Source organism: Nonomuraea sp. NPDC003201 (assembly GCF_053590415.1).
The window spans coordinates 20153-44332 of the sequence record NZ_JBSFTC010000066.1; the positions used below are offsets into that span (position 1 = coordinate 20153).

Here is a 24180-nt window from a genome sequence, read left to right on the forward strand (position 1 = left end):
CGCCACTCGTGGTTGACACATGCCCGAAACGCCCTGCATCCTCGTGCAAATCGTATCGTATCCGATCTGGGCAAGCTCGCCCAACGCAGAAGGATGAGCTCGTGACCTTTCCCGGCTGGTTCGGTGACGCGGGTTTCGGCCTGTTCGTGCACTGGGACCATGCGAGTCAGCAAGGCGTGGAGATCGGCTGGCCCCTGGTCGGCCATTCGATCCTTCCGGGCCGGACAGAACCCGAAGCCGACATCACGATCACGCAGTACCAGTCGAGCGCGGCCACGTTCGACCCGCGGCGCTGGGACCCGCAAGCCGTGGCGCGGCTCGCCCGCGACGCGGGTGCCCGCTACGTGGTCTTCACCGTCCGCCATCACGCCGGGTACTCGATGTACCACACGAGGCAGTCGGAGTTCTCCGTCGCGGCGTCGCCGTACGGACGTGACATCACCCGGGAGTTCTTCGACGCGCTGCGCGCCGAGGGCCTGCGCGTCGGCGTCTACTACTCGCTGCTCGACTGGAACCATCCCGACTACCCGGCGTTCACCGACGCCGATCGTCCCTACCCGCACGAACGCTACCGGCGGCCCGCGCCCGAGCAGTGGGCGCGCTATCTCGACTACGTCAAGGGGCAGCTCACCGAACTGCTCACCGAGTACGGGACCATCGACCTGCTGTGGTTCGACGGGGAGTGGGAACGCACCGCGGAGGAGTGGCACGCCGCCGGGCTGCGCGAGCTGATCAAATCCCTGCAACCGGACGTGATCATCAATGACCGGCTGCCGGGCCAGGGCGACTACGCGACCCCCGAACAGGGCATGCCGCGCCGGCCACCGGGCGGACCGTGGGAGCTGTGCCTCACCATGAGCGAGAGCTGGGCGTACCGGCCCGACGACCTCGACTACAAGAGTCCGCGGCTGCTCGCCTCCTACCTGAGCGAGGTCGTCTCCCGGGGCGGAAACCTCCTGCTCAACATCGGGCCGCGGGGTGACGGGTCGCTGGTGCCGACCGAGGTCGCCACGCTCAAGCAGCTCGGCGGCTGGCTCGCCGGCCACGGCGAGAGCATCGTCGGGGCCGCGCCCGCGCCGGAACGCCTCGACTTCCACGGCCCGGCCACGCAGCGCGGCAACAACATCTACCTCCACCTGCTGATGCAGCCGCAGGAGGTGCTCATCGTCCGGAACGTCCCCATCGGCTCGGTCGTCGGCGTCCGCCTGCTCGGCACCGAGCAACAGCTGCCGTACAGCGTCAACGAGGAAGTGCACAAGGCGAACGGCGCGGACGACGAGCCGCTCGGCGAGCTGTTCATCACCGTGCCACCACCGACCGGCGCGCTCGTCGACGTCATCGCCATAGAGCTGTCAGCCCCCTGGAAGGACGGGTCCCGTGCCACTCTCTAGAACTCTCAGGGCGGTCAGGCCGGTCCTCGCGGGCGTCCTGCTCGCGGCCGTCGGCATCGCGTGCGGCACCGGCACCGGACCGGGCGGCGGCGACGGCAAGTCGCTCCGGATCCAGATTCCCACCGGACCGCTGGCGAGCGCCATGCAGCAGGTCGGCAAGGACTTCGAGAAGGCCAACCCGGGCACGGTGGTCACCTTCGAGGGCGTCGACTCCGGCAGCTCCCGCGGCCCCAACGTGGCCCTGCTCAGCTCGACCGGCACCCCGGACATCGGCTACCTGCAGCGCAGCACGGGCGTCTGGTCCGCGCTGCTGAAGAACAGGCAGCTGACCCCGCTGGACGACGTCTGGCAGGCCGCGGGCCTGGCGGACAAGTACTCCAAGAGCCAGGTCGACTACTACACGACCGACGGGCACCACTACGGCGTCCTCTACGAGCAACTGCTGATCAACCCCGTCTACTACAACAAGGCGGCCTTCGCGAAGGCCGGCATCCCCGAGCCGGCCGACCACCAGATCGCCTCCGTCGCCGACTTCGAGTCCATGGTGGGCAAGGTCAACTCCGCCGGTTACGAGGGATTCGGCGTGGGCGGTTCGAGCCCGTACGACCTGGGGCACACGCTGGACGCGCTGCTGCCGACCGCGGTGTCGGCCGACGACTACGCCGCCATGCTCACCAACTTCAAGCCCGGCTCCCCCACGAACGTCAAGTACACCGACCCCGGCTTCGTGAAGGTGCTCCAGACGATCCAGGACTGGCAGAAGAAGGGCATCTACCAGAACGGGATGCTCGGCATGGACACCGACCAGGCCCAGGGGCTGTTCACCAGCGGCAAACTCGCCATGCTGCAGGGCGGCAACTACACCTACGCGAGCTTGAAGGAGGCCAAGCCGTCGTTCGAGATGGGCTGGTTCCTGCTGCCCCCGCTCACCCCGGGCCGGAAGACGCCGTTCAACGCCTTCAACGGTGACACCCTGGTGGTCCCGGCCAAGGCGGCGAACCCGGAGCTGGCCAAGAAGTTCCTCCAGTTCTTCATGACCGACAAGTACCAGGTCAGCGTCATCGCCGCCACCGGGTCACTCCCGGTGTTCACCTCGATCCCCGCATCGAGCCTGTCCAACCTCGGTGACCTGGTGCAGCAGCAGTTCGAGCTGTCGCAGTCCGTCGGATTGGTCAACATCTGGGACTCCACCGTGCCCTCCACCCTCGGGCAGGCGTTCTCGGTGCCGGTGCTGCAGAAGCTCGTGGCGGACAAGCTGACCCCGCAGCAGGCGGCGCAGCAGTACCAGTCGGCACTGGAGGACCTGCAGTCCGGCAAGGTGTCGGGGGCGTCGGACTGATGACGGCCGACAAAGTCGTTCTGGCGACGGCCGCCACGGCGCGGCCGCCCCGCCGGAGGGCACGGATCTTCCCGATCGCGGTGATGGCCCCGGCCCTGGTGCTGCTGCTCGCGCTCGTCGCCTACCCGATCGCCGGATCCGTGCGCATCAGCCTCGGTTCCTGGGACGGCGTCGGCGCGGTCGTCTACCACGGCCTGGACAACTACCGGCGGCTTCTGCACGATTCGCTGGTCTGGCAGTCCATCGGGACCAGCCTGCAGTTCTTCATCGGGACCGTGGTGTTCACGGTGATCTTGGGCTGTCTGCTGGCCAACGCGATCAGCCGGAAGGTCCCCGGCGCCCGGATCTTCAAGGTCGTCTGGTTCCTGCCGGTGATCATCCCGGTCAGCATCGCGGGCATCTTCTGGTCGAACGCGTTCCAGCCCACGACCGGCGTGGTGAACTCCCTGCTCGGCCTGATCGGGCTCGGAGACGGGCACGCCTGGCTGGCGTCGTCCTCGACCGCGCTGTACGCGGCGATCTTCGTCGCGGTGTGGACGCAGACCGGGTACGCGATGCTGATCCTGCTGGGCGCGATGGAGGCCATCCCCCAGGAGGTGCACGAGGCGGCCACGATCGACGGCGTCGGAGCGGCCGGACGGCTGTTCCGGATCACCTTGCCGAACATCGTGCCGATGCTGGGCACGATCACGACGTTGACCTCGGTGTTCTCGTTCAACGCGTTCGGCGTCATCTACGCGATGACCCGGGGCGGCCCGGGCAACTCCACGAGCATCCTCCCGGTCCTGGTCTACAAGCAGTCCTTCGTCGACCAGGACTACGGCTACGGCTCGGCCACCGCGGTCATCACGACCCTGATCGTCGCCGTCATCGGGATCATGGTCATGCGGATCTTCCGCCAGCAGACCCTGGACGCGCGATGACGGCGCCGCGGACCCCGCGCGGGACGCGGCCGGCCCTGCGGCGACGATCTGCCTGGCGGCACGGCCCGCTCTGGTACGTCGGCTACACGCTCCTGCTGGTCTGGACGGCGATCACGGTCGTGCCGTTCGTGTCGATGCTGCTGCTGTCGCTGCACCCGACCAGCGACATCTACGCCCACCCGCTGGGGCTGGGCGGCGAGTGGGTGCTGTCGAACTACGCCGACGCCTGGCGGGGCGTGGTCGGCGGCGCGCCGCTGTCGACGTACATCATCAACAGCGTGCTGGTGGCACTCTGCAGCCTGGCCATCGGCGTGACCTGCGGCAGCCTGGCCGGCTACGGCCTGGCCCGCGCGACCAGGGGCCTGTCGAACGCGGTCAGCCGCGTCATGGTCCTCGCCCTGAGCGTCCCGCTGGTCGTCGCGCTGATCCCGACGTTCGAGCTGCTGGGCAGGTATCAGATGCTCAACAGCGTGCCGGGCATCTCGCTGGTCTACGCGGCGTTCATGACGCCCACCATCGCCCTCATCATGCGGTCGGTGTTCGCCGCCGTACCGCGGGAACTGCTCGAAGCGGCCAAGATCGACGGCTACGGGGAGCTGGCCGCGCTGCTCCGCGTGGTCCTGCCGATCAGCAAGGGCGGTTTCGTCTCCGTCACGCTGCTCGGGCTCATCTTCGTGTGGAGCGAGGTCCAGTTCGGGGTCGTCCTGCTGACGCGCCCGCAGAACCGCACGCTGTCGGTCGGCCTGCTCTCCTTCCAGGGCCAGTTCGTCAGCGACCAGGGGGCCTTCTTCGCCGGCCTCGTCATCGCGACGTTCCCGATCGTCATCCTCTTCCTGATCTTCCAGCGCTACGTCACGAGCGGCATCACCCTGGGTGCGCTCAAGTGAAGAAGGCATATGACATGACCCGAATCGAACGAATCGACGTCCAGTTGGTCGACCTGCAACCGGCGGCCGTCCGCGTCGACGCGATGCAGTCCTTCGTCAAGCAGGAGACGGTGCTGGTCACCGTGCACACCTCCGACGGGCTGTCCGGTACCGGGTACTCGTACACGATCGGGACCGGCGGGCGGGCCGTCATGTCACTCATCACCGACCACCTGGTCCCGGCACTTCTGGGCCGAGACGCCCGGCCGGTGGAGGCGCTGTGGCGGCACATGCTCGACCAGACCCGCGCGACCACCGTCGGGGCCATCACCTCACTGGCGTTCGCCGCCGTCGACACCGCGCTCTGGGACCTGCGCGGCCGGCGTACCGGTGAGTCGCTGTGGCAGATGGCAGGCGGCGCGCACGAGCGGCTGCCCGTCTACGACACCGAGGGCGGCTGGCTGCACCTGCCCGTCGAGGAACTGGTGGACGGCGCGAAGCGAGCGGCCACGGCCGGGCTGTGCGGGGTGAAGATCAAGGTGGGCAGGCCGTCGCTCGCCGAGGACGCCGAACGGCTCGCGGCCGTCCGCGAGGCGGTGGGACCGGGCTTCGAGGTCATGGTCGACGCCAATCAGGCGTTCACCTCCGCGGAGGCGATCCGACGCGCCCGGACCTACGAGCCGCTCGGCATCGCCTGGTTCGAGGAGCCGCTGCCGGCCGACGACCTGCACGGACACCGAAGGCTGGCCGCCTCCACCTCGGTGCCGGTGGCGGTCGGCGAATCCCTCTACTCCGTCCAGCGGTTCGGCGACTACCTGGCCGCGGGCGCGGTCGGCATCGTGCAGGTCGACGTGGCCCGCATCGGCGGGATCACCCCATGGCTGAAGGTCGCCCACGCCGCCGAGGCGTTCAACGTCGCGGTGAGCCCGCACTTCCTCATGGAGCTGCACGTCAGCCTGGCCGCCGCCGTGCCCAACGGGATGTACGTCGAGCACATCCCGCAGTTGCAGGCGATCACCCGTAGCTCCCTGGTGATCGAGGAGGGCCAGGTGACACCGCCCGACGTGCCCGGCATCGGGATCGACTGGGATCCCGATGCCCTCGACGACCACCGCGTCGCCTGAGCGGGACGAGGAGGGCGATGACACGGGTGGCGACGGACCGTCGCTACGGACGAGCGTTCGACGACTGACGGCGAAGCTGCAGGTGGGCGTCGGCGAGGGCCTCTTTCAGCTCGGCGATCTCGCGTTCGTCGCGGGCATCCGGCCGTAGCAACGGCATCACGACGGTGTCGAGGATCTCGCCGACCACCTCGTCGGAGACAGCGCCGCTCACCGCGGTCGAGGCCCTGATGGCCCGGGCCTGCCCTACCGGGTCGCTCCACGTCGAACGGTTCAGCGGACGGAGCGACGCCGGCACCGGAGGTGAGGAATTCGAGGTCGAGCTGGTGCGAACCGGCCAGGTTCTGGCGGAGCAGCGGCTGCTCGGTGCGGGGCGGGTCCGCCTTGACCTCAAGTTTGGTTGAGGTAGCAGAGTCGTGGACATGAGCGAAGACAGAGTGATCATTTATGAGGAGACCGGCGCCGACCCGTGGACGGACGTCATGACGATCCAGAACGAGGGCGGGCGCACGCGGGTGCGGGCCGTCGGCGAGCCGGGGCAGATGACCGAGCTCGTGTCCCGGCTGGTCGGCGAAGGGGCGACCCAGGTCGAGCTCTGCGGCGGGTTCGGCGCGGTCTGGCACGCCGCGGCCGGCCGGGCAGCCGCTGGGAAGGTCCCCGTGGGGGCCATCTACTACGGGTTCGAGTCGCTGACCGGCGTGGCCTCGTACAAGACCCGCTTCGAGACTGGGGAGACGCTGTCCGAGGCGTTCATCATCGTGCACGAAGGCGCCGATCCAGCGGTCGACGTGGTGGTGCACGAGAAGGCCGACGGCGGCAGGACGACCTTTGTGGCGGTGCCCGACGAGACCGTCGCCGGCGAGGTGGCCGGGACGATGGCCGGCGAGCTGCAGCTGATCGAGCTGTACGGCGGCTCCGGGCCCGAGGGTGCCGAGCCGGTCATCCGCGCCGTGGACGGCCAGGTGCCCGTCGGCGTCAGCGCGTACCGGCGTTAGAGGAGGGTGCCTGGCACCGCCTAGTACGGGGCCGGCGGGTGTTCCGGTTGAGGCCCCCGTGCCACACACCCAGATCGCCTCGATTTGCAGGGAAACCTGAAGATAGAGCCCTTCGAATGGATTGATGGCAATTTAGCACTCCCACGATATCGATCCGATCCTTTCGTGAAATGATCGCGTTTCACGACCCTCTTTGTACGGGTATCCCTAACTCGGCATGCCGATTCTGGCGACACGGAAAAATGCCGAATACATCATCATTAGGGAAGCTCGGTGATTGCGCGCCTCAAGCCGACGAATTCGAGTAGGTGGTCCGGCAGACTCCGCACCGCCACCATCGCTACGAGGCCGGAAATGCTGGGGCCGGCCTTCGTCGCTGCGATCGCGTACGTCGACCCCGGAAATGTGGCCACCAACCTCACCGCGGGCGCGACGCTGGGCTACACCCTGGTATGGGTCGTCGTGGCGGCCAGCCTCGTCGCGATCCTCGTGCAGTTCCAGGCGGCGAAACTCGGCATGGCGACCGGGAAGAACCTGCCGCAGTTGTGCCGGCAGCGGTTCACCCGGGCGGGCAGCCTCATGCTGTGGTTGCAGGTCGAGGTGGTCGTGCTCGCGACCGATCTCGCGGAGTTCGTCGGCGCGGCGATCGGGATGCAGCTGCTGTTCGGCATGCCGGTGGGGGTGTCGGCGGTGGCGACGGCGCTGGTGTCGCTCGCGCTGCTCGAACTGCGTCGCAAGGGCCGGACCCGCCCGTTCGAACTCATGAGCGCCGCGGCTCTCCTGTTCGTCGGCGCGGGCATCGGCTACGACATCATCGTCACGGGAAACCAGTCCGCGAGCGGACTCGCCACCGGGCTGCTCCCGAGCCTCGGAGGCGAGGGAGCGCTGCTCCTGGCCATGGGCATTGTCGGCGCCACGGTCATGCCCCACGCGGTCTACCTGCACTCGGCACTGGTGCAGGGACGCGGCATGACGACCGCTGCCGCCCGCTCGCAGCCGGACCTCGTCCGCCGGATCCTGCGCCTGGACTGCTCACTGGCCCTGGGCGTCGCCACGGTCATCAATGTGTCGATGATCGCCCTCGGCGCCGGGCTCGGCGCCGAGACCGGCGGTGCGTGGGCCGGCGACCTGCCGGCCGCCCATGCGGAACTGAGCGCCCGGATAGGCGGAGCCGCCGCCCTCGCCTTCGCCATCGCGCTCCTGTCGTCCGGGATCTCGTCCTCCGGGATCGGAACGCTCGCAGGCGACATCGTGATGCAGGGTTTCCTGGGCCGGCGGGTGCCCGTGCACGTGCGCCGGATCGTGACCATGACGCCGGCCGTCCTCGCGCTGCTCTCCGGCGCGCCGCTGACCGACCTGCTGATTCTCAGCCAGGTGGTCATCTCCCTCGGCGTGCCCGTGGTGCTGTTCCTGCTCGTCCGTTTCTGCCGCGATCGGTCGCTGATGGGTCCGCTCGTCAACGCCCCGCACACGACCTGGATCGCAGGCACCGCCGCGGCGATCGTCGCTCTTCTCGGCTGTTCGCTGCCGGTTCTCCTGCTGTTCTGACCTGCGAACGGGGTCCTTCGATGCACGACCACACCGGGCCCGACGAGGACCGCACCCCGCCCGAGACACTGATTCCGATTTCCCTGGCCAGAATTCGGGTCAAGTTCTTCGTCTTCGCCGGACTGGCCGTCGGCTGTGCCATTTTCGGTGCGACCGTATGGCTGACCCTCACGCTGCTGCTCACGTGTGCCGCGATTCTGCTCGCCGTGGCGATCATCGGAGGGAAGGAGCTGGTCCGTTCCCTTTTCTTCGTGTCGCCGAAGCGGGACTGGCGATAAGAGCCGCGAGCCGTCATTGCCGAACAGGATCGCTGGGGTTGGCCCGGGCGACGATGAGCGGGTCTATCGGCGTGAAGGGGAATTGAGGAAGCTCACGCTCGGGAATGCCGAAACTCGCGGCGAGGACTTCGCGGGAGAACGCCGACGCGGTGGCCCGATAGCCGATGTCGCCGGGCATGGGCTGATCGAAGAAGATGAGGAAGTGGATGTCCTCGTCGCCGATGACCTCGATATGGTGCGGGAAGGCTCGTGGCACGAAGTACAGGTCGCCGGGGCCGAGCAGATACTCGTCGAGGGTGTTGTCGGGGTCCAGGACGCGCATGCGGGCGTGACCTTTCTCGACGTATCCCATCTCGGCGGTGACCGGATGCCAGTGCGGTTCGCGCATCCCGCTCTCCCTGATGCGCAGGGAGTACATGGAGATGTCCTCCAGGGCGGCCCAATACTGCTTACGGGCCAGGCGGGCGTCACCGTAGGCGTAGGACAGCGGCGCGTGCTGGCCTTCGGCGTCGAACAGGTGGGCATTGGGCAGCCCGGCCGTGGACGGGACGTCGGCGGCACCGGTACGGCGGACGATCTGCTGGGCCGGAGACCGCTCGAAGGCGCTGAACGCCGATGAGGGCAGGTCATAGGTGTTGCCGAGCACCGCATCGGTCATCGCGTTGAAGCTGTCGTGCAGCGAGAAATGCTGCGGGCGCTCGTTGCGCAGGGCGAGGAGGAACTCGGCGCGCTCGGCGCCGATGTTCTCGATGTGGTAAACGGCGCCGGACTCGACGTGATACATCTGACCGGCGCTGACGATGAACGAGGAGAAGGCGTCGGCGTTGCCGAGGATCGACACCAGGACCGTGCCGGAAAGGCAGTAGCCGAGCTGGTTGGCATTGACATTCCACTGCGGCTCGCGGATCGCGCCGGGTTCGAGGACGACGCGCTTGAGCGAGAGCCGGTTGAGAATCGGCAGCACGGTGGCGTCGACCATGGTGACCGAGCCGAGCTCGTTCTCGAATGCGGGTGACACGGTCGCCAACGAGGTGATGTGCGGCGATGCGTTCGTCATGGCCTTCCCTTCATTGCCGCAACCCGCACGCTCAACGTCGAATGCGTGCCACCGCGAAAATGTCGCCCCGGGTCGCGTGGCGCGTCCACGCCGGTGGTCTGTGAGTTGGCCTTCGGCCGCTCCAGTTTTCCAAGGTTAAGCATGAAGTGTCCGCTGCAGCGGATTGTGGTGCAGCGTGTCGCCCTTTCGACCACGTTGTGTAACCGGCCGAAGGACTCACGGCAGCAGCACCGTGCCCAGGCCCAGCACCGCGCAGCTGCCCAGGATGCGCAGCATCGGCCACTTGAGCGCGAACGTTCGGCCTGGGCGACGACGGCCAGCACCCGCCGGGGCGATTCCGGCGAACAGCGCGGTCACCACCGTGGTGTCCTGTCACAGGATGTAGACGCCCGACAGGACCAGCAGCGCCAGCATGCCGGGCAGCACGAAGAGGGTGCCCGCCACCAGCCCACCGCGGGTGCCGTTGAGCAGCCAGCCGACGTAAATGGCCAGCTGCTGGGCCTAGGGAACAGATCGTGTGTCGCTTTGGTGGTCATGGCGACCTCATCAGGGAGAAGGCTGATCGGCGGGCAGACGGACGGATCGGAAGATCCGCCATAAGGTCAGGTCGTAGCCGGTCTTGGCGACTCCGGCGATCAGGAAGGGCAACGCCAACCCGAGCGGGAACAGCAGTCCGGCAAGTGCCGGGCCGACGGGCCGGGTGAGGTAGCGGGCGGTGTTGGTGACACCCGCCGCCGCGGTCCGCTCCTCCGCCGGGACGAGCGCCATCACGTACGCCTGCCGGGTGGGCACGTCCATCTGCGACAGGCAGGCACGGGCCAGCAGCAGTGCGATCGCGACAGGCAGGACAGGCGCGAACGGGACCGCGGCCAGCAGCAGGTTGGCCGGCAGGTGTGTGAAGACCATCGTGCGCAGCAATCCGATGCGCCCCGCCACCACCGGCGCGGCCAGCAGGGACGCTGTCTGCAACACGCCGAGCGCGGCGAAGGTGATCCCGATCGTCTGTGTGGTGGCGCCGTAGCTGACGCTGAGCCAGTACCCGAGGTACGCCTGCACCACGAACCCACCGGCCAGGCTGTCCACCGCGAACAGCGCGGCCAGCCGGGCCACCGGCCCACGGGAACGAGCGAGCAACCGCGGACGCGGCAGACCGGGCAGCGTCACCGGCGCCTCGACGCTCGCGGGCAGCCGCGCCGCCAGCATCGCGCCCGCAACCCCTGCCATGATCAGCACACCGCCGAGCAGCCGCCGGTCCGCCGGAAGCGCGCCGAGGAGCGCACCCAGCGTCCCGGCGACCGCCGCGACCGCGTTGTAGAGCCCGAACCCGCGGATGACCTCGCGTTGCGGGCGCCCCGTGCTGGCCAGCATGACCTGCTCCAGCGTGGTGAACGGCCCGGACTCGATCACCTCGACCGACAGTGCGCCCGTCATGGCCACCACCGCCAGCAGCCATATGGGCGCCCCGACCGCGATGACGATCCCGCAACAGGCCAGCGCGCCGTACAGAGCCGCGTACGCCCGGCGGCGGCCGACACGATCACCCCAGCGCGCCAGGACGAGGCTGGAGACGAACGTGCCGGCCAGGATCGCCGCCAGCATCAGCCCGACCTCGGCCGGCGACAGCCCGTCGGCCCGCAGGATCACACCAAGCTGGACCGCCGCGACGCCGTACCCCAGGCCGCGTAGCGCCTGTGCGGCAAGCAGGATGCCGACGACATTCCGGATCATGCCGGCTCGCGTCCCAGCAGCATCGAGCGCCGGTAGAACTCGTACAGCCCGTCGAAGAGCGGGCCCGTGAGCTCGAGAACGCGCCGATCGTCGCAGGTCATGGACAGCCCACGGAGGATCGCGTCCGGACCGGCGGCCTCGGGCGCGTCATGGCGCTCATCGTCGACATCGGCCTCATGCACGATCTCGGCCAGCTTCCACAGCACCGGATCGTCGAGGTCGTACCGGCGCAGGATCGTCTCGAAGCTGCAGTCGCCGCCATGGTGCGACAACTCCACGCCGCTGGCGTCGATGTGCACCCCGGCACGCGTGGCCCACCTCATCAGGCGCTCTCCATCTCTCGGGCCAGAGCGCGCACGGCCCGCTGCGCGGTCTCGCGCTCGGCGGGCGGGAAGTAGTCGCGCCGGCCGATCCTGCCCAGCTCGGCCTGCAACCGCTTGACCGCCCGGCTGCGCTCTCCGGGCCGCGCGTGAGCGGCGGCCTCGGCGTGCGCGATCACCTCGCGATATTCGGCCGCCCGCGCCCGGCGCATGTCCACGGCGATGGCCTTCTCCTGCGCCGCGTTGCCCGGGGCGGCCAGCCAGATGGTCGAGCTGCCGCCCAGCTCGCCGATCTCCTCGGCGAGCCACTCCAGGTGCTCGCGGGTACGGGCGTCGGCGGGCAGCGCCACCAGCCCGTCACCCAGCCGCGCCACGCCGAGCCGGTCCAGCTTGCGCCAGATCGTGATCCGCAACGTCGAGGGCTGGCGCGGGATGCGGTACGCCAGCAGCACCCACTGCCCCACCGTCTCCGCCATCCGGCCCTCCATGCTGCAACCACAGTTACTGTAACCATGGTTGCGCTCATGAGTCCAGACAGAAGGCGTCAGAGGTCGAGCCGGCGGCCCTTGAACTGCGGGTGCCTGGTTTCCCGATATCGCCAGCCTTCGACCCTGGCGGGCACGTTGGCGATTCCGGAATTGATCTGGACGGGGCGGCACGTGCCGAGGACGGACCAGGCCGACCATCCGATGCGGTAACCGGCGACGCGGTACCACATGTTGCCGTACATGCCCTTGCTGACGTCCCGTTTGTATTCGTGTCCGGTGAAGACCTTGTACTCCTCCCGGAGATGGGGAAGCCCCACCCGCTGCAATCCGCGGACCAGGTCGCCAATGCTGATCGCGGCGGGCCTGATGTCGAAGGTCTCAATGGACGCGCGCACTTGGTGCTCCCTCGTGACCGACACCCTCATCTTGCCGCCGGGGCCATCGATGTAGCGGGTGCGGGGAACGGTGAAGTTCCTCGGCGAAAGCCAATCGGCCTTGAAGATGGTGCGCGGAGAGCACCGGCTGTGGCCGGCGCTGTCCGCGCGCGCGGAGAGGGGCAAGGTGGCGACCATGACCATCGAAAGGCAGCCGCTCATGGTTGACATGGTCGTTCTCTGGGTCGCGTGACGTACCCCTGGCCTGGCGAGAGCGGCTGCTGTTCGGGGAATTGGCGTGAACATGTACCGTTCCTTCCGGAATACGAACCCTGACCGCTACTGTCCGGCAGCGAAAGCAGCGCTCCTAGCTCGCTGAGCGAACCGAGGAGACTCGTACGATGCTTACAGCCGTCGCGAGCCGGTCCATGACGCCACGCCGCGCTCGGATCCCATAACCGGTGATCCCACCTCGGGTTCTCTGCGGCCGCTCTCAGGCCCGGAGGCCGTCGAGCATGACCGTGGCGAGCGGGTCGCCGAAGCGGACGGGGCGGCCCTTGCGCGGGCCGCCCCGTCCGGTCATCCGAGCGATGGGGTCATGCGATCGCCGGTTCGCCGGAGGGGCGCGGCGTGCTCACCGGAGTCTCGTCGAGCGGCTGCGGCGGAGCGTTGAGCACCGCCTCGTCGATCCGGCCCTCGCCGCGGGCGACGAGGACCGGCACCACGATCTGTCCCGCGACGTTGGTCGCGGTGCGGATCATGTCCAGGATCGGGTCGATGGCGAGCAGCAGGCCGACACCCTCGAGCGGCAGGCCCAGCGTGCTCAGAGTCAGCGTGAGCATGACGATCGCGCCGGTCAGACCGGCCGTCGCGGCCGAGCCGACCACGGAGACGAACGCGATGAGCAGGTACTCGCCGACCCCCAGCGGGACGTCGAACACCTGCGCCACGAAGATCGCCGCCAGCGCCGGGTAGATCGAGGCGCAGCCGTCCATCTTGGTGGTCGCACCGAACGGCACGGCGAAGGAAGCGTAGTCGCGGTCGACCCCCAGACGCTCGATCGTGACCTTCTGCGTCAGCGGCAGCGTGCCGACCGAGGAGCGGGAGACGAAGGCCAGCTCGATCGCGGGCCACGCGTTGCGGAAGAACGTGATCGGGTTGACCTTGCCGACCAGCGAGAGCAGCGCCGGGTAGACGGCCAGCAGGACGATGAAGCAGCCGACGTAGACGCCGAGGCTGAACTTGGCCAGCGGCGCGAGCAGATCCCACCCGTACGTGGCGACCGACTTGCCGATCAGGCCGGCGGTCCCGATGGGGGCCAGGCGGATGACCCACCACAGCGCCTTCTGGACCAGTTCGAGGATCGAGCGGCTGAAGTTGAGGAACGGCTCGGCCTTCTCGCCGATCGCGATGGCCGCCGCGCCGAGGACGATCCCCAGGAAGACGATCTGGAGGACGTTGAGCTCGGTGAACGCCGTGACGATGTTCGTCGGGATGATGCCGGTGAGGAAGTCGACCCAGGATCCGACGTGCTCGGGCGCCTTGGCGCCCGCCGTGCTCAGGGTGACGCCCCGGCCGGGATTGATGATCAGGCCGAGGCCGATGCCGACGATGACGGCGATCAGGGCGGTGGCCAGGAACCAGAACAGCGTCTTGCCCGCCAGCCTGGCCGCGCCGTTGACGTTGCGGAGGTTGGCGACGCTGACCACAACGGCGGTGAACACCAGCGGCGGCACTGCCAGTTTGAGCAGCTGGACGAAGATCGCTCCGACTTCGGTGAGGGTCGTGGCCAGCCAGGCAAGGTCCCAGATGCGGGCGGCGAAGCCGAGAGCGACTCCCAGGACCAGGCCCAGCAGCAACTGCAGGGAGAAAGAGAATCTCTTCACGATGAGGAAGGCTCCGAAAGAAGGCATGCGAGAAGGGGGTGGAATCGAGCGCCACGTCAGAGCGCGATCAGTGACGGAGGGAGCCGGTCAGACAAGCCACGCAGACAGGACGTTAGACCTCACAAGGCGAGTAAGTCGTACGAATGGGTCGGCATTTCGACTGTAAGAGTGATCTACTTCGCAAATCAAGACTTTCCCGGTAGGGAGTTAAGAGACGGACGTCGGGTGAGCGGTGGTGAGCTCGCCGCGCACCCGCCGACAGCAGGTTGCGCGGCCCAGGTGGAATCATCTACCGTAATTCCCACTAAACCAGTCGCTTTTTGGTAGTAGGGGAAGAGCCGGTGATCCGTGGTGTCGGGCTCCGGGTGGCGGGGGTGGTCCTGCTGGCCGCGATCTGGTGGGCGGTCTCAGCCGCCCACCTGTGGCCCGAGGTGTTCGTCCCCTCCCCCGGTTCCGTGTGGCAGCAGCTGCTCCTGACCTCCTCCGTGCACGACGGGCAGCGCGGCTACAGCGGCTACCTGCTCTCGGAGCACCTGCTGGCCAGCCTGCGCCGCATCGCCCTGGGCAGCCTGTACGGCATCGCCGGCGGGATCGCGCTCGGCCTGGTCGTCGGGCTCGTGCCGACCGTGCGGGCCCTGTTGAACCCTCTGATCACGTTCGTGCGGACGCTGCCGCCGCTGGCCTATTTCAGCCTCCTGATCATCTGGCTGGGCATCGACGAGCCGCCCAAGGTCTCGCTGCTGTTCGTGGCCGCGCTGCCACCCGTGGCGGTGGCCACCGCGGACGCGGTACGCGGCGTGCACGAGGACTATCTGCACGCGGCCCGGTCGCTGGGGGCGAGGCGCTGGCAGCTCCCGTACCGGATCGTGCTCCCCTCGGCCCTGCCCGAAGTGATCACCGGCATCCGGGTGGCCGTCGGGGTGGCCTACACCACGGTCGTGGCCGCCGAGACGGTCAACGGGGTGCCGGGCATCGGCGGGATGATCCGCGACGCGCAGCGCTACAACCAGACCGACGTCGTCGTGCTCGGGCTGCTCGTCATCGGCGCCTCCGGCCTGCTCATCGACGCCCTCCTGCAACTCACCGAGCGCCTGCTCGTGCCCTGGCGCGGCAAGGCATGACAAGAAGGCATCAGCCATGAAACACCGCCTCGTTCCCGCGCTCGCGCTCGCCCTGTGCCTGGCCGCGTGCTCCAGCGGCACCGGCGCCACGACGGGCGCCGCGCCCGACGGCAGCCCCAGGGAACTGCGCATCGGCTACCAGCTCATTCCGAACGGCGACCTGATCGTCAAGGACCGGCGCTGGCTGGAGACCTCGCTGCCGAACACGAAGATCAGCTGGATCAAGTTCGACTCCGGCGGCGACGTGAACACCGCGATGGTCGCCGGCAGCATCGACATCGGCCTGGCCGGCAGCAGCCCGGTCACCCGCGGCCTGTCCGCGCCGCTGAACATCCCGTACCAGGTGCCGTGGATCTTCGACGTCATCGGCGAGAACGAGGCGCTCGTGGCCCGCCAGGCCGCCTCGGTCGCCGAGCTCAAGGGCAAGAAGATCGCCACTCCGTTCTCCTCGACCTCCCACTACAGCCTGCTGGCCGCCCTTCAGGAGGCCGGGCTTGCCGAGTCCGACGTCACCGTCGTCGACCTGGAGCCGCCGGACATCCAGGCCGCCTGGACGCGCGGCGACATCGACGCCGCCTACGTCTGGACGCCGGTGCTCGGCGAGCTGCGCAAGTCCGGCAAGGTGCTGGTCACCAGCAAGGAGCTGGCCGCCAAGGGCAAGCTCACCGCCGACCTGGCCGTGGTCCGCACCCAGTTCGCCACGACGTACCCGGCGGCCCTGCGGACCTGGCTGCGGCAGCAGGACCGGGCGGTCAAGCTGGTACGCGCGGACAAGGCGTCAGCCGCCGCGGCCGTCGGCCGCCAGCTCAACCTCGACCCGGCCGCGGCCGCCGGACAGATCGACGAACTCATCCTGCTCGACGGCAAGGAGCAGGCCGGCCCCGACTACCTGGGCACGCCCGAGAAGCCCGGCGCACTCGCCGAGAACCTGCGCAGCGCCGCCGAGTTCCTCAAGTCGCAGAACAAGCTCCCCGCCGTGCCCGAACCGGCCGTTTTCCAGAAGGGGCTGGCCACCGAGGAGCTCCGCGATGCGTTCGCCGGATGAGACGCTCACCGCGGCGCGCACCGCGGCCGCGGTGCGGCTGAGCGAGGTCTCGCTGACATACGGCCCACGCTCCCGCTGGTCCAGGGCCGAGCCTGTCGAGGCGCTGCGCGGCATCGGCGCCGACATCGGCGCGGGCGAGTTCGTGACCATCGTCGGGCCGTCGGGCTGCGGCAAGAGCACGCTGCTGCGGCTGGTCGCCGGGTTCGCGTTCCCGACCGGCGGGCAGATCGCCGTGGCAGGCGAAACCGTGACGGCACCGGGGCCGGACCGGGGCGTGGTGTTCCAGCAGCCGCGCCTGTTCCCGTGGCTGAACGTGCGCCGCAACGTGGAGTTCGGGCTGCGGATGGCCGGGGTCTCCGCGCCGGTCAGGCGGTCCCGGGCCGCCGAACTGCTCGACCTCGTGGGGCTGGGCGACGTGGCCGGACGGCGGCCGTACGAGCTGTCGGGTGGCATGCAGCAGCGCGCCGCCATCGCCCGCGCGCTCGCCCCCGACCCCGCGATCCTGCTCATGGACGAGCCGTTCGCCGCGCTGGACGCGCTCACCCGGGAGCGCCTGCAGGAGGAGATCCGGCGCATCTGGCAGGCCACGGGCAAGACCGTGCTGTTCGTCACGCACAGCGTCGACGAGGCCGTCTACCTCGGCACCCGCCAGCTGGTGATGAGCCGCCGGCCCGGCCGCATCGTGCTCGATCAGCCCTCCGGCCTCCCGTACGCGCTCGACCCGCACACCCACCCGGAGTTCCCCGCCGTACGCGAGACCGTGGCGGCAGCCGTACGGCGGGCCGCCTCCACCGATCCCGAGGTGACCTGATGCGCTTCCACTGGTTCCTGCCGACGACCGGCGACGGCCACGACGTCCGCTCGGCCATCACCACGACCGACGCGTTCCGTCCCGCGGCCCGCCCGGCCACCGTCGCCTACCTGACCCAGGTCGCCAGGGCCGCCGAGCAGGCCGGGTTCGAGGCCGCGCTCACCCCGGTCGGCGCGGGCTGCCCCGACCCGTGGATCGTGTGCGCGGCGCTGGCCCAGCACACCGAGCGGCTGAGGATGCTGGTCGCCTTCCGCACCGGCTACGCGCTGCCCACCCTGCTCGCCCAGCAGGCCCAGGCCTTCCAGGAGATCTCCGGCGGGCGGTTGCTGCTCAACGTCGTGACCGGCGGCGACCCGGTGGAGCAGCGCGCGTACGGGGACTTCCTCGACCACGACGCCCGCTACGCCAGGACCGCCGAGTTCCTGAAGGTGCTGCGCCGTTCCTGGGAGGGCGTGCCCTTCGACCACCACGGCGAGCACTACCGCGTCGAGGGCGGTGGGCTGGCCGAGCCCCTCGACCCGGCGCCCGAGCTGTACTTCGGCGGCGCGTCCCCGGCGGCTGAGCAGGTCGCCGCCCGGCATGCCGACGTGGTGCTGATGTGGGGCGAGCCGCCACACGCGATCGCCGAGCGCATCGCCCGCCTGCGCGCGCTGGCCACGCCGCTCTGCCGCGAGCTCCGGTACGGCCTCCGCGTGCACGTCATCGCCCGCGACACCGGCGGCGCCGCCTGGGCCGAGGCCGACCGGCTGCTGACGGGCATGGATCCGGCCCGCATCGCCGCCGCCCAGCACCGCTTCGCCCGCTACGACTCCGTCGGCCAGCGCCGCATGGTGGATCTGCACACCGGCGACACCCGCGACCTGGAGATCCACCCGGGGTTGTGGGCCGGGATCGGACTGGTGCGCGAAGGGGCGGGCACCGCGCTGGTCGGCTCGTACGACGAGGTCGCTGCCCTGCTCCGGGAATATGCCGCCGCCGGCGTGGACGAGTTCGTCCTGTCGGGGTGGCCGCACCTGGAGGAGGCGTACCGGGTCGGCGAGCACGTACTCCCCCGTCTGGCGCGCGTAGCGACGCTTGGCTTCTCCACGGACATGCGCCGGCTCCCTGGACGCCTTACCCGGTGAGCTGGCTCTTGTAGAAGACGGTCGCCTGGAACTGGTCAGGACTGCCACTGATCTTGCTGGAGAAGCCGAACGCGAGGCGCGGGCCGTCCGACGAGCGCCAGATCGCCATTCCCTGAGGTTCGCGACCGGGCAGCGACTCGCCCGCTCTCGTCCGGTACACCTCCTCGACCGAACCCCCGGTCTTGTTCATGTCGAGACGGACCAGGTAGGACGGCTTGGCCGGGTCCGAGGGCTGCGCGGGCGGACCGCCGTAGGAGAGGTACGCGTACTGACCGTACGAGGTCACGCCCTGGAAGAGGTCGGAGTCGGAGAGACCGAGTTGGGCGTTGGTCGGGAGAGCGCGCATGGCAAGGACGGGAGTGGTGTCGCTGATGCCCTTGTCGAGGACGGCGGGGAGGTCGAACAGCGCGAGGCGCCACGGGCTCGTCGTCCCCATGTACCGGACGAGCAGCCGGTTGGTGTAGGGATCGATCGACGGTCGCGGACAGTCCAGGAAATCGGAGAGGCGGACCGGGAAGTTCCGGACCCCCGCGCCGTCGGCGTAGTCGAGCACGCCCCCGTCGCTGTACTTGACGCGGCAGATCGTGTGGCTGTTCGGGCCGGTACCGGGGGACAAACTCCTCCAGTCGCCCGCGAGCCACACGTACGGAGATCCGGACGTGTCCGGCTGGATCGCCATCGACGAACCGTGGTCGAACCCGTGCAGCGCCATGGCGCCCAGCACCTTGCCGCTCAGGTCGGTCCTGGTCATCCAGAGGTCGCCGTTCGTGCTCCCGACCTTGCTCTGCGCGAAGTAGATGTGCCCGTGGACGTGGTCGAAGGCGAAGGACTGCATCGCCCAGTAAGGCTGGTGAAGCGTGGCCCGCACAACGGGATCGCCGCCGGCCCCCTCGAACACGAAACGCTGCGATGTCGGGACGGTCGCGGACGCCGCTTCAGCCGCGAACAAGGAAAGGCCGCCGGTGGCGGCGGCCGCTGCTATCCCTGTACCGGTTCGAAGGAGCGTGCGACGACTTACGGCGGATGCTCCGCTGATGTGGGAATTTTCGCGCAAGTGCATCACCCTGCCGGTCGTTCGGCTGATTTGGTTGATCACGACGAACCTAGCAATCGGACCGATGGGTGTCGATAACACGAACTGCGCCCGAAATATGGGCACTTCACGCGCCAGCAGCAGGTCCGTACCGGCCGGGATGCCGCTGCCGGTCGAGGCGGCCGCGGTGTGGCAGCGCCACCTTGCCAACAAGGAAGCCGAGCGCCCGCGGCGGGCGCAGGAGAAGGCCTTGGGCGAGCGGGTGCCGATCTCCCTCGGCTGCAAGTCCTCCTTCCTGCGGATCGCCCACACCGGAGCGGTGGTCAACGCTCTGGCGAGCACCGCCGACCCGGACAACTCGGCTGAGGTGGCGTGGGTGCGGTGCGCCTCCGATCGTCACGCGTGCACCGAGGGCTCCATCTGGCGGGAGGCGTACCAGGGCGGCTTCAGGTGCGTCGTCCCGAACTCGCGCACCCAGGCGAGGCACGATCCCGACTCGGTGAACTGCGACAGCGACTCCTGCTCACCACAAACGAGTCGTCGTCCTACACGGCCCGGCCAAGCTCAGTCGCTCAGCGGTGAAAGGCCCTGCCACCAGGCGTACAGCGGCTGTGGGGTCCAAGCCTCGGCGGTCATGGCCACGGACTGACCTTTGTACGTCCAGGACATGGCGTAGTACGGCCCGTTGAGGGTGCAGAGCAGCTTGCCCCTGACCCAGGTGCCTTTGTACTCGGCCCCGGTGGCGCAGTTGCCTCCCCGGCCGTCGTGCAGGGCCCACCAATACGACTCGACCCACGTCTCGGCGTCGGTGTCGCTGCGGAACAGCACGATCATCGGATCGTGAACCGGACCCGACCGGACGGCCGTGCAGTCGAGAGCGGCCACCGCACCGGCCGGAGGACGAGCGGCAGGCCGGCAGTTCCTCAAGTCCGCCGAGCCGAGCATCTTCTCCAGCCGGCACTCGCCCGGCGTCATGACGCACGCCGACCCGGTCGGCTCGGTCGACGGGTCCTCTTCGGCCGTCGGCTTCGGTGTCCTGGAACGAGAGCGGGAAGACGGGGCCGCCGATTCGGTCACGGTCACCGTCGGCGTCGGTGACGCCGACGTGATCCCTGCTCCAGGTTCTCCACCCGTCCGAAGCGCGGCAAGAGCGACGATCAACCCGCCGATGCCCGCCAGGGCGCCCACCATCTCCCAGTGGATGTGGTCGCGCCAGGACTTCCGGGCGTTCTGGGCCGGTCGTGAAGGGCCCTTCGATCCGGGGGCCGAGGAGCCCATCGAATTCACGTCCGACCTCCTGCTCATGAAAGACCCCCGGCGTGAACAGGAGAAACAGTCCCTGATGGCCGACTTCTCCACACCGCGGCATCGGTCACTTCCGCCAACCTGCCGAGGCTCCTTCGCCGGGGACGGGGGGTCCAGGTGTTCCTCTGGGCGGGTCAGCGTGCGTGCGCGGCCGCTCGTTCGCCCGGCGGCGCGTCCAGCCGAGCCTCGGCCTGGCCGGTCCCTTCGGCGTGGCCGGCTCGGTCGAGGTGGTCCGCGTGGAACAGTCCTTCGGCCAGCAGGCGCCGGACGTGCTCGTCGGCGGCGCTGTAGTACACGAACGTGCCCTCGCGGCGGCCCTTGACGAGCCCGGCCAGCCGGAGTTTGGCCAGGTGCTGGCTGACCGCGGTGGGGGCGGCGTCGGCGAGCTCGGCCAGGCAGGCGACGTTGGACTCACCCTGCAGCAGCGCCCAAAGGATCTTGATGCGGGTGGGATCGGACAACAGGCGGAATGACTCGGCGGCCAGATGCACCTGTTCCTCGTTCGGCATGTCGAAGTCGGGCAGCGAGGTGTGCATACGGCAAGCCTACCCCGAACCTCACTGCATGCGTATCTGCGTAAATGCGCATATATGATGCTTCGGTGACCACTGATCTGACCACGTTCGACGCCCCCGCACGCCCGGCGCCCGCATCCAGACCGCTGCGCTGGTGGCACTCGGGGGCGGGTTCGCTGCCGGAGGTGCGCTGGGCCCTGGCGGCCACCGCGCTGTTCGCCGCGGGCGGCCTGGCCCAGCTCGCCGGCGCGCCCGCCTGGCTGTGGTGGGCGCTGTATCTGGCCTGCTACGCCGCCGGGGGCTGGGAGCCGGGCCTGGCCGGGCTGAAAGCCTTGCGCGAGAAGACCCTGGACGTCGATCTGCTCATGGTCGTCGCCGCGATCGGCGCCGCGGCGATCGGTCAGGTCTTCGACGGCGCGCTGCTGATCGTCATCTTCGCCACCTCCGGCGCGCTGGAGGCGGTGGCCACCAAACGCACCGAGGACTCGGTGCGCGGCCTGCTGGACCTGGCCCCCGATCAGGCCACCCGCGTCGACGCCGACGGTGACGAGGAGGTCGTGGCGGCCGCCGACCTGCGGGTGGACGACGTCATCGTGGTACGGCCGGGCGAGCGCATCGGCGCCGACGGGCGCGTGGTGGCCGGGGTCAGCGACGTCGATCAGGCCTCCATCACCGGCGAGAGCCTCCCGGCCGACAAGCAGAGCGGCGATGAGGTGTTCGCCGGGACGATGAACGGCACCGGCGCGCTGCGCGTCCAGGTCACCCGGCCCGCCGGCGAGACGGTGATCGCCCGGATCGTGGCCATGGTCGAGCAGGCCGGCGCCACGAAGGCCCGCACCCAGCTGTTCATCGAGAAGGTCGAGCAGCGCTACTCGATCGTCATGGTCGCCGCCACGCTCGCTCTGTTCACGCTGCCCCTGCTGTGGGGCGCCTCGGTGCAGGACAGTCTGCTGCGGGCGATGACGTTCATGATCGTGGCCTCGCCGTGCGCGGTGGTGCTGGCCACCATGCCGCCGCTGCTGGCCGCGATCGCCACCGCCGGCCGCAACGGCGTGCTGGTCAAGTCCGCGGTGGTGATGGAACACCTGGCCGACGTCGATCTGGTCGCCTTCGACAAGACCGGAACCCTGACCGAGGGCCGGCCGTACCTGACCTGCCTGCGTGTCCTGCCCGGCACGGCGGCCACCGCGAGAAGTGGATCGGAGGGCGGGGTGCGGGCCGATCGGCTGCTCGCGCTGGCGGCCGCGGCCGAGCAGGGCTCGGAACATCCGCTCGGCCGCGCCATCGTCTCCGCCGCCCACCACCAGCGCCTGCCGCTGCCCGCGGCGGCCGACTTCTCCGCCCTGCCCGGGCGCGGCGTCCGCGCCCGGGTCGATGGACGCCTGGTCGAGATCGGCAGCCCCGCTCACCTGCTGGACCAGACCGCGGGCGGCGCCATGTCCGGCGATGCCGAGCAGGCCCGCCAGGTCGTGGCCGAGGTCGAGGAGGACGGGCACAGCGCCGTGCTGCTGCTCCTGGACGGTCGTCCCGTCGCGGTGCTCGGTCTTGCCGACCGCATGCGTGCCGGCGCGGCACAGGCGGTGGCGCAGCTGACCGGCCTGACCGGGACGGCCCCCGTCCTGCTGACCGGCGACAACCCCCGCGCTGCGGCCCGCGTGGCCGAACAGGCCGGCATCACCGACGTACGGGCCGGGCTGCTGCCGCAGGACAAGGTCGAGGCCGTTCACGAGCTGCGGCGGCAAGGCGCCCGGCCGGCCTTGGTCGGCGACGGCGTCAACGACGCCCCCGCTCTGGCCGGCGCGCACGCCGGCATCGCGATGGGCGGCTCCGGGGCCGCCCTCACCCTGCAAGCCGCCGACGCCGTCATCACCCGCGACGACCTGTCCACCGTCCCGGCGGTCCTCGCGCTGGCCCGCCGGGCCCGCCGCCTGGTGGTCGCCAACCTTGTCATCGCCGGCACGTTCATCGCCGTGCTGGTGGTCTGGGATCTGTTCGGTGAGCTGCCGCTGCCGCTGGGGGTGGCCGGGCACGAGGGCTCCACCGTCATCGTCGGCCTCAACGGGCTGCGCCTGCTGCGCGATGCGGCGTGGAGGCGTGTGCCGCTCGAACATTGAGTCACGTGCCAGGCCGGCGGTGTGCAGGTCCACCCCGGATTCCGCCCGGCCATCCACGACTTCTGGACCACCCTCCACCAGGCCACGCCTAGCTGAGCGGCAGGCGGAGGATGAACCGGGTGCCGTGGGGGCTGTCCTCGATCCGGAGGGTGCCGGCGTGCGCCTCGGCGATCTGCCGGGCGATCGGCAGGCCCAGTCCGGTGCCGCCGGCGTACCTGTCACCACCACACCGCGCTCGAGCGAGAACTCGAACCGCTTGTCCTGCTTCGGGCGCCTCTCGCACTCCGAGGTCACGAATTCGGCCAGGTCGATCGGCTCGCGTTCCACCTCCTTGCCCGCCTCCAGCCGCGCGATGGTCAGCAGGTCGCCCACGATCGCCTCGAGCCGGTCCACGCTCCTCAGAACGGTGTTGCCCAGCGTCGGCACGCTGGTCTCCTCGGGCGCGTGCAGGGCGTCCTCGACCTCGGCCCGTATCGCGGCGATGGGGGTACGCAGCTCGTGGGAGGCGTCCGAGGTGATCCGAGGTGAAATGCCGCTGCAGTTTCATCGCGGCCTCCAGCCGCGCCAGAGTCCGGTTGACGCTGTCGGCCGGCTCGTGGATCTCGTCCTGGCTTCCCGGAAGAGGCACCCGCCGGTCGGGACGGGTCTCCGTGATCTTGTCGAGCTCCATCCGGATGGCGTTCACCGGTCTGAGCGATTCGGTGACGATCCGATGGCCGATCGTGGTGATGGCCGCGGGCCACAACAACGCGGCGACACCACGTTCTCAAGCAGCTCGACGCCGTCGGCCCCGGCGCC

At 69.5% G+C, this 24180-nt stretch carries 27 protein-coding genes and 1 pseudogene; 14 read left to right on the forward strand and 14 right to left on the reverse strand.

Annotated elements, in window-relative coordinates:
• The first annotated feature begins 101 nt into the window (after positions 1–101).
• From ACWDX9_RS23760 to ACWDX9_RS23780, 5 genes are read left to right on the forward strand one after another with little or no spacing between them, the layout of a single operon-like run.
• Positions 102–1391 carry an alpha-L-fucosidase gene (locus ACWDX9_RS23760; RefSeq protein ID WP_449957395.1) on the forward strand — a complete coding sequence of 430 codons (1290 nt, stop codon included), beginning with the start codon at positions 102–104 and terminating at the stop codon, positions 1389–1391.
• Entirely contained in the window at positions 1378–2730 is a 1353-nt protein-coding gene (locus ACWDX9_RS23765) for an ABC transporter substrate-binding protein (RefSeq protein ID WP_449957397.1), read from the forward strand. The genes ACWDX9_RS23760 and ACWDX9_RS23765 overlap by 14 nt, the downstream gene beginning before the upstream one ends.
• Positions 2730–3653, forward strand: coding sequence for a carbohydrate ABC transporter permease (locus ACWDX9_RS23770; RefSeq protein ID WP_449957399.1), 924 nt, complete (start codon positions 2730–2732; stop codon positions 3651–3653). The genes ACWDX9_RS23765 and ACWDX9_RS23770 overlap by 1 nt, the downstream gene beginning before the upstream one ends.
• Positions 3650–4540: a carbohydrate ABC transporter permease gene (locus ACWDX9_RS23775; protein WP_449957401.1), complete on the forward strand. Its 891-nt coding sequence runs from the start codon at positions 3650–3652 to the stop codon at positions 4538–4540. Before ACWDX9_RS23770 ends, ACWDX9_RS23775 begins: the two co-directional genes overlap by 4 nt.
• A gap of 14 nt (positions 4541–4554) precedes the next feature.
• Positions 4555–5643 (forward strand): mandelate racemase/muconate lactonizing enzyme family protein, encoded by a 1089-nt coding sequence (locus ACWDX9_RS23780; protein ID WP_364265785.1) that lies wholly within the window; start codon positions 4555–4557, stop codon positions 5641–5643.
• 43 nt (positions 5644–5686) lie between these two features.
• Here the strand turns inward: ACWDX9_RS23780 and ACWDX9_RS23785 are convergent, their stop codons facing one another.
• Positions 5687–5938 (reverse strand): hypothetical protein, encoded by a 252-nt coding sequence (locus tag ACWDX9_RS23785; RefSeq protein ID WP_449957404.1) that lies wholly within the window; start codon positions 5936–5938, stop codon positions 5687–5689.
• A gap of 124 nt (positions 5939–6062) precedes the next feature.
• Here ACWDX9_RS23785 and ACWDX9_RS23790 point away from each other — a divergent pair, with 124 nt between their 5' ends.
• From ACWDX9_RS23790 to ACWDX9_RS23800, 3 genes are all read left to right on the forward strand, one after another.
• Positions 6063–6635 (forward strand): DUF6506 family protein, encoded by a 573-nt coding sequence (locus tag ACWDX9_RS23790; protein WP_449957406.1) that lies wholly within the window; start codon positions 6063–6065, stop codon positions 6633–6635.
• A gap of 354 nt (positions 6636–6989) precedes the next feature.
• A complete protein-coding gene (locus ACWDX9_RS23795) occupies positions 6990–8183 on the forward strand; it encodes an Nramp family divalent metal transporter (protein WP_449957408.1) in 1194 nt (397 codons plus the stop codon).
• Between the two features lie 20 nt (positions 8184–8203).
• Positions 8204–8461: a hypothetical protein gene (locus tag ACWDX9_RS23800; protein ID WP_449957410.1), complete on the forward strand. Its 258-nt coding sequence runs from the start codon at positions 8204–8206 to the stop codon at positions 8459–8461.
• 13 nt (positions 8462–8474) lie between these two features.
• On the opposite strand, the gene ACWDX9_RS23805 is transcribed toward ACWDX9_RS23800, so the two are convergent.
• The 8 genes from ACWDX9_RS23805 to ACWDX9_RS23840 all read right to left on the reverse strand — a co-directional run bounded on the left by ACWDX9_RS23805 (position 8475) and on the right by ACWDX9_RS23840 (position 14314).
• A complete protein-coding gene (locus ACWDX9_RS23805) occupies positions 8475–9518 on the reverse strand; it encodes a cupin domain-containing protein (protein WP_363983744.1) in 1044 nt (347 codons plus the stop codon).
• A gap of 216 nt (positions 9519–9734) precedes the next feature.
• A complete protein-coding gene (locus tag ACWDX9_RS23810; protein WP_449957412.1) occupies positions 9735–9878 on the reverse strand; it encodes a hypothetical protein in 144 nt (47 codons plus the stop codon).
• A gap of 12 nt (positions 9879–9890) precedes the next feature.
• A complete protein-coding gene (locus tag ACWDX9_RS23815) occupies positions 9891–10010 on the reverse strand; it encodes a hypothetical protein (RefSeq protein WP_449957443.1) in 120 nt (39 codons plus the stop codon).
• A 54-nt stretch (positions 10011–10064) separates the two neighbouring features.
• Positions 10065–11246, reverse strand: a complete 1182-nt coding sequence (locus ACWDX9_RS23820) for an MFS transporter (protein ID WP_449957414.1) — start codon at positions 11244–11246, stop codon at positions 10065–10067.
• On the reverse strand, positions 11243–11545 hold the full coding sequence (locus tag ACWDX9_RS23825; RefSeq protein WP_449957416.1) for a chromate resistance protein ChrB domain-containing protein: 303 nt from the start codon (positions 11543–11545) through the stop codon (positions 11243–11245). Before ACWDX9_RS23825 ends, ACWDX9_RS23820 begins: the two co-directional genes overlap by 4 nt.
• Before the next feature lie 23 nt (positions 11546–11568).
• Positions 11569–12042: a Chromate resistance protein ChrB gene (locus tag ACWDX9_RS23830; RefSeq protein WP_449957418.1), complete on the reverse strand. Its 474-nt coding sequence runs from the start codon at positions 12040–12042 to the stop codon at positions 11569–11571.
• A 68-nt stretch (positions 12043–12110) separates the two neighbouring features.
• Complete coding sequence (locus ACWDX9_RS23835) at positions 12111–12659, reverse strand: hypothetical protein (protein WP_449957420.1); 549 nt, start codon at positions 12657–12659, stop codon at positions 12111–12113.
• A gap of 365 nt (positions 12660–13024) precedes the next feature.
• On the reverse strand, positions 13025–14314 hold the full coding sequence (locus tag ACWDX9_RS23840; RefSeq protein WP_449957421.1) for a dicarboxylate/amino acid:cation symporter: 1290 nt from the start codon (positions 14312–14314) through the stop codon (positions 13025–13027).
• Between the two features lie 341 nt (positions 14315–14655).
• On the opposite strand from ACWDX9_RS23840, the gene ACWDX9_RS23845 reads away from it, so the two are divergent.
• Genes ACWDX9_RS23845 through ACWDX9_RS23860 form a run of 4 tightly spaced genes read left to right on the forward strand, consistent with a single transcriptional unit; the run spans position 14656 to position 18415 of the window.
• Entirely contained in the window at positions 14656–15435 is a 780-nt protein-coding gene (locus ACWDX9_RS23845) for an ABC transporter permease (RefSeq protein ID WP_449957423.1), read from the forward strand.
• A 16-nt stretch (positions 15436–15451) separates the two neighbouring features.
• Positions 15452–16480 carry a taurine ABC transporter substrate-binding protein gene (locus ACWDX9_RS23850; RefSeq protein ID WP_449957425.1) on the forward strand — a complete coding sequence of 343 codons (1029 nt, stop codon included), beginning with the start codon at positions 15452–15454 and terminating at the stop codon, positions 16478–16480.
• Entirely contained in the window at positions 16464–17291 is an 828-nt protein-coding gene (locus tag ACWDX9_RS23855; protein WP_449957427.1) for an ABC transporter ATP-binding protein, read from the forward strand. The genes ACWDX9_RS23850 and ACWDX9_RS23855 overlap by 17 nt, the downstream gene beginning before the upstream one ends.
• Entirely contained in the window at positions 17291–18415 is a 1125-nt protein-coding gene (locus tag ACWDX9_RS23860) for an LLM class flavin-dependent oxidoreductase (protein WP_449957428.1), read from the forward strand. The genes ACWDX9_RS23855 and ACWDX9_RS23860 overlap by 1 nt, the downstream gene beginning before the upstream one ends.
• Here the strand turns inward: ACWDX9_RS23860 and ACWDX9_RS23865 are convergent.
• The gene (locus ACWDX9_RS23865) at positions 18405–19313 is read right to left on the reverse strand and encodes a phage baseplate protein (protein WP_449957430.1); all 909 of its coding nucleotides are present in this window, start codon (positions 19311–19313) and stop codon (positions 18405–18407) included. The two genes, ACWDX9_RS23860 and ACWDX9_RS23865, sit on opposite strands and share 11 nt — an antisense overlap.
• 253 nt (positions 19314–19566) lie before the next feature.
• Here ACWDX9_RS23865 and ACWDX9_RS23870 point away from each other — a divergent pair, with 253 nt between their 5' ends.
• On the forward strand, positions 19567–20097 hold the full coding sequence (locus tag ACWDX9_RS23870) for a hypothetical protein (protein WP_449957432.1): 531 nt from the start codon (positions 19567–19569) through the stop codon (positions 20095–20097).
• On the opposite strand, the gene ACWDX9_RS23875 is transcribed toward ACWDX9_RS23870, so the two are convergent.
• Both ACWDX9_RS23875 and ACWDX9_RS23880 read right to left on the reverse strand, forming a co-directional pair.
• Positions 20013–20735 (reverse strand): hypothetical protein, encoded by a 723-nt coding sequence (locus tag ACWDX9_RS23875; RefSeq protein ID WP_449957434.1) that lies wholly within the window; start codon positions 20733–20735, stop codon positions 20013–20015. The genes ACWDX9_RS23870 and ACWDX9_RS23875 overlap by 85 nt on opposite strands.
• A 152-nt stretch (positions 20736–20887) precedes the next feature.
• Entirely contained in the window at positions 20888–21289 is a 402-nt protein-coding gene (locus tag ACWDX9_RS23880) for an ArsR/SmtB family transcription factor (RefSeq protein WP_449957435.1), read from the reverse strand.
• A gap of 65 nt (positions 21290–21354) precedes the next feature.
• Here ACWDX9_RS23880 and ACWDX9_RS23885 point away from each other — a divergent pair, with 65 nt between their 5' ends.
• Complete coding sequence (locus ACWDX9_RS23885; RefSeq protein ID WP_449957437.1) at positions 21355–23382, forward strand: heavy metal translocating P-type ATPase; 2028 nt, start codon at positions 21355–21357, stop codon at positions 23380–23382.
• A gap of 88 nt (positions 23383–23470) precedes the next feature.
• Here ACWDX9_RS23885 and ACWDX9_RS23890 read toward each other — a convergent pair whose 3' ends face one another.
• Together ACWDX9_RS23890 and ACWDX9_RS23895 are read right to left on the reverse strand one after the other, a co-directional pair.
• The gene (locus tag ACWDX9_RS23890) at positions 23471–23665 is read right to left on the reverse strand and encodes an ATP-binding protein (RefSeq protein ID WP_449957439.1); all 195 of its coding nucleotides are present in this window, start codon (positions 23663–23665) and stop codon (positions 23471–23473) included.
• A gap of 110 nt (positions 23666–23775) precedes the next feature.
• Positions 23776–23913 (reverse strand): annotated as a pseudogene (locus ACWDX9_RS23895) (two-component sensor histidine kinase); the annotation flags it as partial.
• Positions 23914–24180: the final 267 nt, after the last annotated feature.